Annotated in this window: 10 protein-coding genes; 2 read left to right on the forward strand and 8 right to left on the reverse strand. The window is 49.9% G+C overall.

Annotation, left to right across the window (positions count from 1 at the left end; translation table 11 throughout):
* Nucleotides 1-110 precede the first annotated feature (110 nt).
* Nucleotides 111-2717 carry a winged helix-turn-helix domain-containing protein gene (locus Q0V21_RS06910; protein WP_079350508.1) on the forward strand — a complete coding sequence of 869 codons (2607 nt, stop codon included), beginning with the start codon at nt 111-113 and terminating at the stop codon, nt 2715-2717.
* 219 nt (nt 2718-2936) lie between these two features.
* Here the strand turns inward: Q0V21_RS06910 and Q0V21_RS06915 are convergent, their stop codons facing one another.
* The 8 genes from Q0V21_RS06915 to Q0V21_RS06950 all read right to left on the reverse strand — a co-directional run bounded on the left by Q0V21_RS06915 (nt 2937) and on the right by Q0V21_RS06950 (nt 15476).
* Nucleotides 2937-4781 (reverse strand): RICIN domain-containing protein, encoded by a 1845-nt coding sequence (locus Q0V21_RS06915; RefSeq protein WP_079350509.1) that lies wholly within the window; start codon nt 4779-4781, stop codon nt 2937-2939.
* A gap of 51 nt (nt 4782-4832) precedes the next feature.
* A complete protein-coding gene (locus Q0V21_RS06920; RefSeq protein ID WP_079350510.1) occupies nt 4833-6167 on the reverse strand; it encodes a glycoside hydrolase family 43 protein in 1335 nt (444 codons plus the stop codon).
* A 301-nt stretch (nt 6168-6468) separates the two neighbouring features.
* Nucleotides 6469-9459 (reverse strand): beta-galactosidase, encoded by a 2991-nt coding sequence (locus Q0V21_RS06925; protein WP_301878170.1) that lies wholly within the window; start codon nt 9457-9459, stop codon nt 6469-6471.
* 69 nt (nt 9460-9528) lie between these two features.
* Nucleotides 9529-11118 carry a glycoside hydrolase family 30 protein gene (locus Q0V21_RS06930; RefSeq protein ID WP_301878172.1) on the reverse strand — a complete coding sequence of 530 codons (1590 nt, stop codon included), beginning with the start codon at nt 11116-11118 and terminating at the stop codon, nt 9529-9531.
* An 87-nt stretch (nt 11119-11205) separates the two neighbouring features.
* Nucleotides 11206-12051, reverse strand: coding sequence for a carbohydrate ABC transporter permease (locus tag Q0V21_RS06935; protein WP_301878173.1), 846 nt, complete (start codon nt 12049-12051; stop codon nt 11206-11208).
* Nucleotides 12044-12931 carry a carbohydrate ABC transporter permease gene (locus Q0V21_RS06940; RefSeq protein ID WP_079350512.1) on the reverse strand — a complete coding sequence of 296 codons (888 nt, stop codon included), beginning with the start codon at nt 12929-12931 and terminating at the stop codon, nt 12044-12046. Before Q0V21_RS06940 ends, Q0V21_RS06935 begins: the two co-directional genes overlap by 8 nt.
* Before the next feature lie 74 nt (nt 12932-13005).
* Nucleotides 13006-14265 carry an ABC transporter substrate-binding protein gene (locus Q0V21_RS06945; RefSeq protein ID WP_079350513.1) on the reverse strand — a complete coding sequence of 420 codons (1260 nt, stop codon included), beginning with the start codon at nt 14263-14265 and terminating at the stop codon, nt 13006-13008.
* 182 nt (nt 14266-14447) lie between these two features.
* Nucleotides 14448-15476, reverse strand: a complete 1029-nt coding sequence (locus Q0V21_RS06950) for a LacI family DNA-binding transcriptional regulator (protein WP_301878175.1) — start codon at nt 15474-15476, stop codon at nt 14448-14450.
* A gap of 351 nt (nt 15477-15827) precedes the next feature.
* On the opposite strand from Q0V21_RS06950, the gene Q0V21_RS06955 reads away from it, so the two are divergent.
* Entirely contained in the window at nt 15828-16190 is a 363-nt protein-coding gene (locus Q0V21_RS06955; protein WP_079350514.1) for an iron-sulfur cluster biosynthesis family protein, read from the forward strand.
* Nucleotides 16191-16263 lie beyond the last annotated feature (73 nt).

The following is a 16263-nucleotide window of genomic DNA, read 5'->3' on the forward strand; positions in this document are numbered from 1 at the left end:
CTCCAATATAGCATGCGCGAATTCGGAAGGACAAGCAGATGAAGAGGAATTCCTGTGTTTTTGTCGAATTATGGGGGATATACTCCGAATGATCAGGAAAGGAAACATATATGTTGATGACCCTTCAATCCAAGCTGAGCTTGCCCTACCTCCATGTTCCCACACTGGAGCGTGAACGTCTGAATCATCTACTCGCTGAAGGACTTTTTCGAAAATTAACGCTGGTCACTTCGCCTGCCGGATATGGGAAGACAACGCTGGTCAGCCGCTGGTGCAGCCAGATCACACAGCCGCTGGTGTGGATATCACTAGATGCCGGAGATAACGAGCTTATCCGATTCTGGCAATATATCGCAGCCGGTATTCAAACCGCCCTGCCTGAATTCGGTGTGAAGCTCTATGCGTTCAATCACCTGCTCCTCAGTGGCGACAACGAGATGGCGACGGTATATCTATTGAATGAACTCAGTCGAATGGCTGGGCCGCTGATTATCGTGCTGGACGATTTCCATTTCATTCAGGCGGATGAAATCAGGCACGCCTTTGCTTATTTCCTTGAATTCATGCCTGCCAGCCTGCATGTTATTCTGATCAGCCGTGAACTGCCCGATCTTTCACTTGCCAAACTGGAGCTTGAACAGGCAGTGCTCCATATTGAAGCCGATGATATGCGGTTTACGGAGGCGGAAGGAATTATGTTTTTCCGTGATCTGATGAAACTGGAGCTGCCCGAACAGACCTCACGTTCCTTCGTGGATCGTACCGAAGGTTGGATTGCTGCATTGAAGCTTGCTGCTCTCGCGATGGAAAAGCATAGCACATACCACGTGCTCAAAGAGCTTACGAGTAACCCTCGCTTGTTTGAATCCTACTTGCTGGAGGAAGTATTCCGCGACCTTGCTCCGGCAATGCAGCAATTTCTGATGGACTGCAGTGTGTTGCCACGCTTCAACGCCGCTCTGTGCGGAGCCGTCAGCCAGCACCCACAGCCCGGACTTATGCTGGATGAAGCCGAGAAATCAGGCCTGTTTCTGATTCCGCTACATGATGCAGGAGGCTGGTATCGTTTTCACCCCCTGTTCTCCGCGTTTTTGCTCGCTCAGCTCATGAAGTTATATCCCGGCAGGGAGAATGAACGACGACGCAGGGCTGCCGAGTGGTGCATGTCGCAGCACATGCCCGAAGAAGCCATAGAGCAATGGCTAGCCGCAGGCAACTATGATCAGGTGGCCGATCTGCTGGAGAACATGGCGGATCGTACCCTCATGCGTGAATGGTCGACGATTGGCCGCTGGCTGGGGGCTTTGCCTGAATACGTGCTGCTTGCCCGGCCCACCCTGCACTTCTCCTATCTGCTCTCGCTCCTATTCGGACGCCAAAGTATACGCTTTGAATCCGAACTGCGCAAAATGGAACGCAGGCTTGCCTCAGACGGGGCGAACTGGACTGAAACTGAGCGCCAATCGGTATCCGGCAATCTGGTGCTAATGCGTTCGCTCTACTCGACGTTCAACGAACAGAACAATCTGGCTGCACTGAACAATCTTCAGCAGTTCCAGGAGCATCTGCCCCATATGGGCAACTTTATTCTTGGTATGTTTGACGGGCCTGCCCATCCTACCATGCTTGGTGCATTCCGCGGTCAATTCGGACAGCTTGCCAAGCCTATCGCAGAGCCCTTTCTGCTGCACATTATCGAACTGATGCGCAATCTGAATCAGCCTGTGCTGGCTTGGCTCTATATTGGATTCGGCGAGCTGCACTATCACTGGAATGAAATGGACCAAGCACAGCATTATATTCAACTGGGCATGGAAGCCGCTGATCTGTTTGAAGATACACAACATCGCGCAAGCATCCGCCTTCCCGGCTGGATCTACATGGCGCGCAGCCTAACTCTTCAGCAACGGCATCAAGAAGCGGTGCAATACCTGAACGAAGCAGTGGCTGAACTGGAAGAGCAGCAGATGGATGATGCCGTCATTCACGTGCAGGCAGAGCTCGCTCGCATGCTCCTGATGAATGGTGATACCAGACAGGCCATCGACTGGATTGGTCGGTGGAAACTTGCTGCCACAGATCCCATCTCCATCTATCATTTGCATATCTATTTGCAATTGGCACGCTTTCTCATCCTAATGGGCAAAACAGAGCAGGCCCTGCCGCTGATTGAACGGCTTGATCAACTGACTGAACAGGAGAAACGCCCCATCGAAGCTATTGAAACTAATCTACTTCATGCACTGGCATTCTCCGGCTCGGGACGAATGGATGCCGCACTGATCTATATAGGCCAAGCGCTTCATCTGGCAGAAGCCGAAGATTTTATTACCCTGTTTTTGCAGGAGAGCGCCGCCTCAGCCGGGTTGATCCAGTCCTATATGCAGCTGAAGCCTAGCCATGAATGGAGCATCAGAAATAAACCGTCCACCTCTTATGTGAAGCAGGTGCTTGAGGCCTTCAACCCCCGCCCTCTTTTCGGGCAGGATTCCACGGCTCCCCACCTGATGGAAACCGTCGGTTCACTCACCCCGAAAGAGCGGCTGGTACTGATCCATATGTCCCATGGACATGCAAACCGTGAAATCGCGAGCCGCATGAATATCGGGACAGGCACCATAAAAACGCATATCAATCGCATATACAGCAAGCTTGGCGTCACGTCCAGACTGGAAGCCATTGGTAAGGCGCTGGAAGCCGGATTAAACGAAGAATGAAGATGACGGAAGGATGCTCACACCAAGTCGGTCAAGTCGACCAGTCAGGTCAAACATACCGAAGCAGGCTAACCAGCACATTCTGGTTAGCCTGCTCATACACAGGGCGGATCATGATTGGCCTTCATGCAGCCGCGGAGCACCGCGGCTTTTTCATAGCTTCAGCTGATGCCTCTCCCCTCCCTCACCTCCTGACGCTGCTCCAAACATGGACAGAAGCTAATTGACCTTAACGAGGCTCCATTGCTGATTGGCCCCGCCATTGTCAGCCCATTGGATTGTTGAAGCTCCCGCACTCATGGACCCTTGATTGATATCTACTGTTAGACCACTGTTGCGGTTCACAAGAACAAGATAACCCCCAACGTCCACGGGCAGCCACTGCTGATTGTTGCCGCCGTTATCCTGCCACTGGATCAATGCAGCTCCACCCTGCGTGGAACTCTGATTTACATCCAGCAGCAGACCACTGCCTACGTTACGGATTTTATAATAACCGTTGCCCGCAGACTCCAACTTCCATTGCTGGTTCGCTGCGCCATTATCGTTCCACTGGATAATCGTTGCACCCCCGACAGTGGAAGCCCCATTGACATCCAGAGCGAGACCGCTGTTCCGGTTGATCAGCTTGTAGATCGCCCCGGATTCATATCCTGTGCTGCCATTATACGTCGCGCCGGATATGACATAGGTCGTAACCGAGCCCGCCTTGGCGGTCGCTGTAAACTTTTTATTCTGAATGTTGATGTTGGTCAATTGCTGCAACTTCTCCGTAGAGGATGTCCGATACACTTGAGCAGACGATCCAACACTTGTAAACTGACTCAAATCATACGTCACCGCTGTATCACTCGAATCCGAATTGGTAGTCACCAGTACCACTTTGCCGGAAGAAGCATCATAGGCGGCAAGTGTATTGGCATCACTCATGCCGATGATCTTGGTTCCGGGACGAATAAACTTGCTGTAGTTGCCCATGACATAATATTTCTGATTCACGGTGTAGCTGGTCGTTTGCGTGTTATTCAGTACGTTTTTGAAAAATCCCCAACCATCCGCACTATCTACAGCCTGCCAGTACACCCACGCACTGGCTCCCATGTTGCGTATATCCTTAAGGATCGTGCGTGACATCGTTAGTCCGCTGGCATCCCCGTCTCCATATTCTGAGGTCCAGAGATGTTTTCCCGTTGAAGTCGCTGTATTCCGCAACGATGCACGATTGCTGCCCCCATAGGTATGTGTGTTAATCTGACTGATCGCAGACTTCACAGCACTGCTGTAACTGTTGAAGGAAGTAGTTGTGTCATCCAGACTGTATTCTTCCGGTGCGCTCAGCTTTGTTGACAGTCCCTTTGCTGTGAGTGAAGATTGCACCTGGCTCAGAATCGTGTTCTGATCTGCTCGATCAAAGTGCATGCCCTCCTGATTATTGCCCAGCTTCCACCAAGTGGAGATCGGTTCATTAAGCGGGGTTACCGTATCGAACGTGATGCCCCAGTTATCCCGGAAATGCTTCACGACCTCTGTGAGATAATCAGCAAAATCATCATAATAATCCGACTTGAGATTATTGCCACCATTCGCCGAACCGGATACACTTCCGCTAATCGTCATCCAGTAGGGTGCAGAATTCGCAAAGGCTTCAACGACGTTAACTCCATATGATTTGGCTGCTTGCAGCATATACCTCTGATTGGCATCTGCATTCCAGTCATACACGCCCGGGGAAGGCTGATATCCCGGCACGGCTTTGCGATATTCCAGAACATTCGATGAAGGATTATCGCCGCCTCCAATGTTATAACGAAGAACATTCAGACCGAGCCCGTTGGTAGGGCTAAACATCTTTTCCGCATATTCATCCCGATTGGAGTACTCTCCAACCACCTTCCCCCACCAGGCAAGGGACGTTCCCCAACCTTCGATCGTCTGATATTGCTTCGAGGGATCAGCCGTGGCTGTATAAGAACCCGCAGCGGATGCTTCCGTACCCAAGCCCAGACTTCCTGTGAGCAAACTGCCTGTCATCAACAGAGCCGCCATTCGTTTCAACCATTTCATTCGATTCACTCCTTCAGAAGTAAAATGAGTTTAATTGAACCTTTTCACGCTTTACTGTGCAATCTCCCTGAAGGTGGCGTCCGACTTGTCAACTGCCGTTACGATCGGTTCCAATCGAAGCACGCTGTTCACATGTCTCAAGTAACGGTCAGGGTAATTCAAGGATGCATAAGAAGTCCAGGAAGAGTTGGCAAGACCATGAACACGCTTGAACGTGGCATCACTTTTGAAGGTTGCACTGCCATCATTTTTCACAAGTACAATGTCATAGTTGTAATGCCTCAAGAAGTAGCCCGGATAATTGATGGACTCGAACGATACCCCTGATGAATCAGCCAATCCAGGAACGATGCGAAACTGTGAATCCACCGCGGGGCTGACATTGGTGTCAATTTGGGCCTGATAGTTGTAATGGCGGATATAGCTGCCGGGCACATTGTACGATTCCAACCTTCGAATATCGCCTGGCTGTCCTGTCTCCTTCAACACAGTCATGTGCCGAACCAATCCGGTCAGACCGGCAAGCTCCTGCTTTGTACTCCAGGTCTGGAACCCGTCGGCAGAGTCGCTGTAATAATATTTTTGCGTGGAATAAGCATCAAAATAGATTCGCCAGGAACCGTTATCCAGCTGGACGAGCGCAGGTCCCTCTACCCATGAGCCCCAGCCGGCCCAATCGCCTGTCCCTTTGAACGTGTAAGGTCCGGTGAGAGAAGTAGCTGTAGCATATTCGATATATTTGGTTGTCTCATTCTTCGTAAATGCGTGATAAGTTGAGCCGGTCTTAACGATGAAGGTATCGATGTAGTTGGGTGCAATGCCTGCAAGCTCTGTGGCAGCAGACCACGTTGTGGAAGACAGCGTTGCATTGGTGGCCGTGATGACATAAGGTTTGAAGTTCTCATAGTTGCCTGGGGAGATGGACACGATGATGTTCAGACTGCCATTACTGTCTTTGAACCATTCCGGTGCCCAGGTATGTGCAATCGTGGTGGGTGCAGATAGCGTAATATTCCGGACAAACGTCCAGTTCACCTTATCCGGGCTGGATGCAATGCCGATCGTATTGCCTGACCAGTTCGTAGTATAAACGACATAATACAGCCCATCCGTATGCTTCATGATGCTGGGATCACGGATCAGATTGGCCGGGGGTGTATAGGCAGGCCCTTTAAGCAAACCGTAATTCGTCGCATTGTAGGATTCGTAGATATACAGATTGGATTCGCTCGTATTGGTAAAAGCCGAGATCGTGTATACACTGGTTGCTGCTCTGGCTGTATTGGGAAATAACGTGATGAATAGAAGCACAGCTCCGAGCAGGATGATCATGCCGTACTTACAAGTAGTGAATAACCTTGTACTCCATCTTTTCGTTGTGAACATGGGTCATCTCCTTATCCAAAATGTGGGACAGGAATATCTTTCTTTTGCCAAACATCACCCCCCTCACAGATCATGTGACTACACGCTATTCTATTATGTAAACGGTTTCAATAAGTGGTAATAGCGATCCTCATCGTCCATCCATCTTAACCGAGCTGCCCGGAGATTCAGAATCTATAGATTCAATTATCCGAGCAGTCTCCGCTAAGAGAGGCTAAGAGAATAAAGGCGACTACCTAGAACAGGACACGACTGATTAGAACAGACCCCGTTCCCTTGCAGGGTACAATAAAAAGAAGATTTACTCGACCACAACCCATGGATACTGGGACAAGTTATCATACAAGAAGCGCACCCGTTCTGGCGTCCGGCCTTCCTCATCAAACAGCAGCAATTCATTCTCATCCTGCAGCCAGGATACCGGAATTTTGTAATCCTCTTGCGGACCGATCTGCCAGTAACGTCCCAGATGATGCCCGTTCAGATGAAGTGTTCCCTTGCTCATCCCGGTAAGGCGAAGCATCAGGTTCACTCGGTACTGTTCTGGCACAGCTGATTTGGAGAAGCGCCAGCGGTACCAAACAGGCTGACCATGCGAATCGCTACCCACAGAAATGGCACTACGATTGCCACTATAGCCAGCAGCCTGCCCACTTTTAGTGAGATCACCTGACTCATTTGATGCCTCATACGTCTCCCATTGTTGCGGCAGCAAGGCATCCGTACCTGCCATGCGCCAATCCTTCAACTCCTCTTCGCTCCGGTAAAGGATCAGTTCCAACCGGTTCAAGGGTGTTCTGCGATAAGGCATCTCCAGCGTGTTGATCTCTCCCGGTCGTAAGTAAATGGAAAGATCCAATGTGTTGAACGAAAACCAGTCCTGATATCCATCCATCGGCACATCCATGCCATTGATGCGTAACCCCTGGCTCACCGCTCCAACGAGAATCGCACGGTCCATGCCATCCAGCGTAAAGCTTCTGCTCAGAAGCGGAGCCTCCTGAAGCTGATTCACTTCATCAAGGTGAACCACCCCATGCTCAGTCCGCCAATTCCGGCGGATATCCTGAACGGAACCACCGATATACACAGGTCCTGCCAGACCTTTGCTTTCACCCAAATATGGAGAAAAATTCAGCCTGCCCATATGCTGTACCAGCACCTGAAGTGTATTCTTTCCTTTCGTCGTCTGCACCTGGACACCGGCTGCACCAACTTGACGCACCAGCGCTTTCTCCACACGATTAACATATATTCTGGCCGTGTCCTGAAGATCCGGCAGAATGAGCGTGGTGATTCCATCCTCCGGACGGTCGAAGTCGCACTCGTACAACAAATACCCAAAATCCTGTCCGTACTGGGAAAAATGATCGGGTTGACCACTCGAAGCACGCTGTTCCGCTGTCAATGTCACACGAGACAGCTCAGGGGAACCCGACAGTTTCGGTGGCATTGGTGGCGTTGTGAACTGCGCATGCTGAATGGCTGCGGATGACTCCTGAACATGTCCATCCTGTACGCCGCTCTGTGAATCGTTTCCTTCTCCGTGTATGAACTCATGTCCAGTCAACGTCCGTTCACCTTCCGTCCAGCTCCCGAGAAGCAAAATATTTCGATTCGGATCAGAGATCATCCCTGTGACCTGCCCTGAAAGGGAGACATCAATATCATCAAATCCGATTGCATATCGCAGCTGATCCGGCTCTCCACCTCCATCGATTCTCCACGTGCGATCCATCATTTCCTTGTCCAGTATCACAAACCGAATGGAGATACCGCTTGCCTCCAGATGAATGATGCCTGGCTCTCGGAAATGTACCAGATCGAAGCGATAGGCTCCGTTTAACTGATCATGTTCAACCAGTACTTGCATGTTGCTACGCTTTACATTCAAGGCGTTCGTTTCCAGTTCCACGACTGAACGCTGTCCCGCATCCGCAATGATGAACAGAGTCAATTCCCCGTGCACTACTTCATTGCCCGTAATCATCGTGCCGCCTGTCAGGTATACATTCTCGGCAATCTCCACCCTGTCCAGTATCGGAATAATCTGCCCCGGATTCAGAGATACAGGGAGCGTCCGGCCTTCCTCCAGCGTGACGTGAACCGTCTCCCGCTCATCCTTGTGACTCTCAAGGAACCATATCTTCTCGCTGCCTTTAGACCTGCCTCGTACCGAAACGCCGTGTGGATGACGCACCTTGATCTGCTCTGCTGGCACTTCCTCCGTCTCCATCAGCAATGTTCCAAACGCATGGACAACATAGGATAACGTTTTGGCTACAGCATACTTGGCCGTCACCCGCCCGTACTCGTTCAGCGGCGCATCATAATCGTAAGAGGTAATCATGAAAATATCGCTGCTGCCCACGGTTCTGCCACCGTATCCGCCAAAGTTGGTCCCGCCGTAGAACATGTAATGACTGATTCCGGTATAGCCGGTGCGAAGAATTTCCATCATGCGTTTCTCAAACAATGGCGCCGTCTTCTGAATGGCAGAAGGCCCACCCCAATTTTCAAACCATCCCGTCCAAAATTCTGTAACGATCTTCGGTGTATCCGGCTGCTTCTCCCGAAGCTTCGCATAATGCCCATCAGCACCCGACCAGAAGTTGGCCCCTTCGATTGTGCCCTCCGCACCACCCACACAGGTGATAAGCGGAACGTCGATCCCTCGTAAAAGCAAGCTATCCCGAAGATGGTTCATATGAGCACTCGCTGCTGCATCATCCATCAGATATTCGTATTCATTCTCGACCTGTACGAGAATAACTGTGCCTCCGGCAGATAGCTGGCGCTCGCGGATGATTGGAATAATTCGGTCAAAATACAGATCTACATAATAGAGATAGGCTTCATTATTTTGTCGGAACTTGATTCCCGGCTTCGTTTCCAGCCAATACGGGAAGCCGCCGAAATCCCATTCAGCGCAAATAAACGGACCCGGCCTCGCGATGACGTACATGCCTAACTCTGCACAAAGGTCCAGAAAGGCTCCACAATCATTGTCACCCTCGAACGACCATTGTCCTTCTTCCGGTTCATGCACGTTCCAGGCAAAATAGGTATCAATGCAATTCATGCCAGCCAGCTTTGCCTTCATTAATACTTCCCTCCATTCCTCCCTCGGCATGCGGAAATAATGGATGGTAGCACTGTTCAGAAAGACTCGTTCTCCATTCATGATGAAGCTGCGTTGATCGTAAGTCAGTTCGGATTGAACGCTGCGCTCAGCGCTGGCCTGTATACTCTTCTCCTGCTCCTGAAGCAAAAGGGATGGTTTCTCTGTCAAAGATAAGCCCTCCTTCTCTGTGTTTAAGTTCATATGTCCTGTAATTCAAAATTAGATATTGCTTAACCCTCAGTTCGCCTGCATTGTTATGCCTTCCAATACCACGGTGGTGATAGAATTGTCCGCAGTCGATACTTCCAATCCATTGGCATACACCGGAACATCTTCAAGCTCCTCCATGTTCCGATCCGGTGACGTCTGGTACACCTGTGCCGTAGACGTACTATTGAGGTCAAACGCCCCCAGTTCAAATGCTGTAGTTCCGGCAGATAACTCATTGCGAATGACCAATACCAGTCTCTTCTGCTCTGCATCATAGGCAGCCAGTGTTCGCCCATCATCTGTTGGAATAATCTTTGCACCTGGACGGATGAACTTCGTAAACTGGGCCATGCCATAATACTGCTTGGTCATCTCATACTGCTCTTCTCCATTAAAGTTGGCATGAATAAAGCCCCAGTTATTGTTGGCACCTTCATCTTCAACGGCCTGCCAATACACCCATGCAGAAGGCTGCATGATTTTCAGATCAAACATGATGCGCTCCGCCAGTTCCTGCACGGAAGTCATGTCCTCGTGACTATGCGGTTCGCTACCGCCTGTTCCGTACTCGGACATCCACAGTTTCTTGCCATACCGTTCAGCCAGCGTGCGCAGTTCTTCCATTTTGCTACCATTATAGGAGTGCGTATTAATCTGGTCGATCACATCGAGCGTGTCCTGATCATAGAGGCTGAAATTGTGAACGGTCTCGTCAATGCTGTTATCGTCCGCAGCACTGATGACCGTATCATCCAGTCCTTTACTTTTGAGCGATGCCGCAACCTTCTGGATAATCTTGGCCTGTTTGTCATTGGTAAAATGGCTGCCTTCCTGCATATTGCCCTTCTTCCACCAGTCCGAGGATGGTTCATTGAGCGGGTCAAGCGTGCGGAACGTAATGCCCCACTCATCGCGATAATGCTTCACGACCTCGGTCAGATAATCTGCAAATGCATCATACTGATCCTCTCGCAGATTGTTGCTGCCATCCACCGCACCCGTAACCGAACCGCTGATTGTCATCCAGTAGGGTGGTGAATTGGAGAACGCTTCGGCAATGTTGACCCCACGTTCGAGAGAACCCTGTAATATGGCACGTTGTCCTGCATCTGCCTCCCAGTCCCACACGCCGGGTTCAGGCTGGAAGCCGGGAACATCGCCTCCGGGCCGAAGGGCCTTCATGTCGGGATTCTCCTCTCCGCCAATGTTGTAGCGAACAATGTTCAGACCAAGTCCTTTCTCCGGGTCAAATACCAGGTCCATGACTTCATCGACCTTTGATTGATCTTTCCATCCTCCAAGATTGTTGGCCCACCACGCGAGCGACGTACCCCAGCCTTCAAAATGATCATAGGACTGCTCCAGCTTCAGACGTACCGGTTCACCTTGGAATGCAATTGTTTTGGATGATTCGTTGACAAAATGATTGATGATAATTCCTCCTCCAGCAAGCAGCGCGACCAGGGCCACACTCATCAGAATGTAGCTCTGCTTGCACCACCGGCGATGCTTGTTATGTTCATTCCTGTCATGCCGAATCCGATTTTTGTAATCATGCTTGGTATGAACATGGTTATCATTCCTGTCGTTCTCAAAAGGGGGGTTGTTATGATCCATGATGCATACGCCCCTTTCCCCATGTGCAGTATCGTATTCGGTCGCTGGCTTTCACGCTTGGCTGGTTCTGCAATGCTGCACCTCCCGTTACTTGATTCCGCTGCTGCCGCCACTGATATTCGCTTCATAGACATAACGCTGACCGAACAGATACACCAGCACCATCGGAATGGTCAGGAACAGGGAAGCAATCATAACGAGGTTCCATGGCGGCATCTGTCCCCCACCTACGGTAGTCAGAAGCTGAACACCGAGCGCGAGTGGCATTTTCTCCGGATCATTGATGTAAATGAGCGGCCCCATGAAGTTCCCCCAGTTATAGGAGAATGAGAAAATGGCGATGGCAGCAAGTATCGGATACGTGAGCGGCATAATGATCTTCCAGTAGATTCCCGGATGTCCCATGCCGTCGATCATGGCAGCTTCATCCAGCGACTTCGGAATGCTCATGACGAACTGCCGAATGAGAAATACATTGAACGCTCCAGCGAAGAAGCTCGGTACGATCAATGGAAAGAATGTATTGATCCAGTCCAGATGGCGGAAGATGATGAACTGCGGCACCATCGTCACTTCGCCCGGAATCATCATTGTACTGAGCAGTACAATGAACAGGAACCGACTGCCTCTCGCCTTGATCCGAGCGAAGCCGTAAGATACGACCGAAGCGGACAATACCGATCCGACAATGGTAATCACGGTAATAATGACTGAATTTTTCAGATACGTACCCAGATTGTTATTCGTGAAGATTGTGTAGAAATTGGACCATTGGAATTCGAGTGGTATGAAGGTAAAGGCTGATTTTACTGTTGTAGCATCACTCGCCAAGGCAATGGAGATCATGTACAGGAAAGGGGAAGCAAGCAGCACCCCAACCAGAATCAGAAAGATGTAGGATATCGTTTTCTCCACAGTGGATGGATTACTCATTGGCTTTTCCCTCCTCGTAATGCACCCATAGCGCCGACGAACGGAACACAACCAGGGTCAACGCCATGATGATGATGAACAGCACCCAGGCAATGGCCGATGCATACCCCATCTTGTAGAACTGGAACGCATTCTGGAACAGGTAAGGAACGACCATCTGACTGGCATTGTCTGGTCCACCTGCTGTGACGATGAATACCTGTGCGAACGTCTGGAGCGCTCCGATCATTCCGGTGACGAGATTGAAGAAGATGACGGGAGTCAGCATCGGAAATGTAATGTGGAAGAAGGATTGCGAGCTCTTCGCCCCATCAATGGCGGCGGCCTCGTACAGCTCCTGAGGGATACCTTTCATACCCGCCAGCAGCAGTACCACGCCGCCCCCAACGCCCCATAGTGACATGAGAATCAAGGCAGGCTTAACCCAGTTTGGATCGAGAAGCCACGCAGGACCCTGAATGCCGAAGATGGCAAGCCCCTGGTTAATTAACCCTTCCGTTGGCGCAAGCAGATGGATGAAGAGTAGTGAGCTTGCAACCACCGGAACGACGGAAGGCAGATAGAACAGGATGCGAAAAAAGGTAATACCCTTAATTTTTTTGTTAAGGTAATAGGCGATCCAGAGCGAGATGGACATGCCCAGCGGAATCGATATTAATGCGTAGAAGAAGGTATTGCCGACGGATTTCCAGAAGATCGGATCATCGGTCAGCAGGTTTTTGTAATTGTCCACACCGATGAATTCAGGAGACTGGAACAGATCCCAATTGGTGAAGCTCATGTAGATGGAAAACAGAATCGGACCCAGGGTAAGTCCAAGGAATCCAATCAGCCAAGGCGAGATGAAAATATAAAACCATTTCCCGTCCTTTTTTCTCACGTTAAGCCCTCCCATAACGAAGCGAGCAGACGGAACCCGGATTCATGCCGAATTCCGTCTGCTCCCTGTCGATGCTATTTGTAGATTCTTTCCAGTCCGCTCTGAATTTCAGTCACCGTATCGTCCAGTGAGGCTTTATCGTTGAAGTAGACACCCAGCTTGTCATTAATGAGCTTCATCATTTCATTCCATTGCGGATTGAATGGTTCTGCGTAAATGGTGGATTCGCTGAAAGCAGCCATGTTGATTTTCTTGCCGCCGTATTCTGCATTCAGGAACTCATCACTGGACAGGCCGGCCTTCGTAGCCGGGGCATCCTGACCCGCTTTGATCATCGGCAATTGTGCTTCAGGTGTAGTCAGCGCCTCAATGATTTTGAATGCCTCTTCCTTATGCTTGGATGCGTTCGTAATCGTGAAGCCATTGAAGAATGCGTTGGTCTCTCCCCATATCGGAGAAATGTCCCAATTGATGCCTTCCACCTTGGCAAGTGAACCGATATTCCAGAATCCCGTCGTTTCCATCGCAATCTTGCCTTGGGCGAACAATGGGTCAGCACCGATATTTCCCATGTCGGCAATTTCCGTTGGTGTCGGCCCCACACCATGTGTGAAGGTAAGGTCATTCATGAATTGCAACGCTTTACGTACAGGTTCGGTATTAAAGGTAGGTTTGCCGCTCTCATCAAACAGGGAACCACCGTTTTGATAAATCAGCTGCATCCATTGCGGCCACCAGCTGCCCGGGTAGTAACCCCATTGAACCGTTTTGCCATTCTCCTTCACCGTCAGCTTCTGAGCAGCGGCGAGCAAATCCTCCTGTGTCCATTCTTTGGTCGGATATTCCACCCCAGCCTTGTCAAACAGATCCTTGTTATAAAAGAGCACCATCGCTCCTGCGCGGTCCGGCATTCCGAACTGTTTACCATCGAATTTCATCAGGTTTGCAATGTCGTCCGAATAACGCTCTGACATATTCACATTGTTGGCCTGGATCATATCATCCAGCGGAACAATTTGATTTTTGGAGGCGTACGCCTGATAGTTCTCGGCAATCATCATGATGTCCGGTGCAGTTCCTCCGGCGATCATTGTCTGGACCTTTTGGTCATAGTCCCCGGCAACAACGTTCAGTTTCACATTAATATCGGGATAGGTTTGCTTCACAATGTCGAGTCTCTCCTGATAAATCTTCTTCTCATCCTCCGAGCCCCAGATCGTCATGCTAAGATCGACCTTGCCGCCAGCTGCACCGCTATCCCCCTTGCTACAGGCTGTCAAACCCATAACCATGACCAACATCAATAACGAAATGACCTTTAAACTTTTTCTCATACCGTACGCCCCCTCGAAATATGAATGGAAGATCAGACAACTGAAACCCGTTTCATGAAATGGGTTTCATAAAGTTTAAAATTAAAACCCGTTCCAGTTTATGAAAGGGGTTTCATTCACGACCTCATTATATTTCACCCTCCGAAGGAATGTCAACGCTTTCTTTTCCAAACATTCCCCAATTATCGTGGTGCATGTCCACTACTCTGGCGTACAACAAGATCTGGTTGCAGAACAGTTTGTTTCTTCGGATTGCCCTGATTAATCAGCTCATGCAGCTTATCTACGGCCAGCTTACCCAGCTGATACGTATTCTGGGATACGGTCGTTAATTCCGGTATAACCGCGCTGGCGAGCGGCGTATCATCAAAACCGACAATGGAAATATCCTTGGGAATCGATAAGCCATGCTCAATGGTCGCCTTAATCGCACCAATTGCCGTGTAGTCGTTCACACAGATCACCGCAGTTGGAGGATTTCCGCGATCCAGCAGCTTGGACATCTCTCGTTTGCCGTCTTCAATGGAGAAGCTTCCGAGCAGTTGGCGTTCTTTGGGAATTTCGAGTCCATGCTCACGCAGTTTTTTCTGAATGGCTTTGACCTTAACCATCGTGGTAGACAACTCCTTCAAACCGCCCACAAAAGCAAAATCCCGATGTCCCAGTTCGAGCAAATGCTCAGCAGCCAAAACCGCCCCTGCCCCTTCATCCGTGTACACGCGGTGGAATCCACCTTTGGCAATATTGCCATTAACCAGCACGATCGGCATGCGTTTGCCCATATCAATCAATTCCTGAGCCATGTCATCCGGACAGACCTGCATATTGATTCGTCCACCGAGAAAAATAATGCCATCTACCCGCTTCTCGCGCAAAATGGACAAATACTCGGACTCCCGGCTGTAATCCCCGGCCGTATTGCACAGGAAGAATGTATACCCCAATCCACGTGCCTCGTTCTCCGCTCCCCAGAACACTTCCGGAAAGAAAGGATTCGTAATGTCCGGCAGGATGATCGCAATCGTTCCCGTTTCTTTCTTGATCAGACTGCGCGCCTGCGCGTTGGGTTGGAACTGGTGTTTATCAATGATGGACATGATCTTCTCCCTCGTGCTTGCACGCACAGGTGCCGTATCATTCAGCACACGGGAGACCGTGGATACGGATACGTTCGCTTCTTTGGCGATGTCATATATAGTAATCGGTGTCATATGTGGAACCATCCTTTTTCTCTAATATTCCTGCTTATCATACCAGATAAGGTATCGGGATGAAATGGGTTTCATTCCGAGGCATATTCACGAGTCAAATAAACAGCTTGTCGTAGGCATTCACGATCTGTGTACCGTTGCTTGACTGAATCAGCGACATCTCTCCATGGGTATGTCCTCAAAAAACTCCTCACTCATTGAGATATGTAATATCTGTTTTCCTTGTAGATAAGCCTTATATGAATGCGATTTCGCTTCTTTTCATTTATTTTACCTTCTATTCTGCATTCATGTTCCATATATTAGATTGTAAGCGAATTCATAAGGTATTAGAGGAGTGTGAACGACGTTATGATCATTCAGGTCAGTCCGCTGGCAGAATCAAGACTTAACGCGATGCTGGGAGATCGGCCAGGCTATTTCAAGCTGTTTTATGACACCGATGGATGCGGATGTGATGGTACTGCAGTGCTTCTGATCGTTAGCGAGCCGGACAGTGATGACATTCGGATTGAATCGGATTCGCTTCCTTTTCTCATTAACAAACAGCAACAGATCTATTTCGAGCCTTGCCTTCGCCTGCAATCAGAGAACAGCTTCCCTTCCTATCGACTGAGCAGTGATTCCATGATCTACGGCAGCAATGTCAAGGCCCATGATCTTCGGGATACCGCAGACACTTCGTCGCAGCCGCTCAGTTGGTTCGTACGATAACCTCACTGATCTTGAAACTACAAATAGGACAAAAGCCGGCACCCATAAGGGTTGACCGGCTTTTGTTATAAAT

The organism is Paenibacillus sp. 11B (assembly GCF_030487755.1).
GTDB classification, from domain to species: Bacteria; Bacillota; Bacilli; order Paenibacillales; family Paenibacillaceae; genus Paenibacillus; species Paenibacillus vandeheii.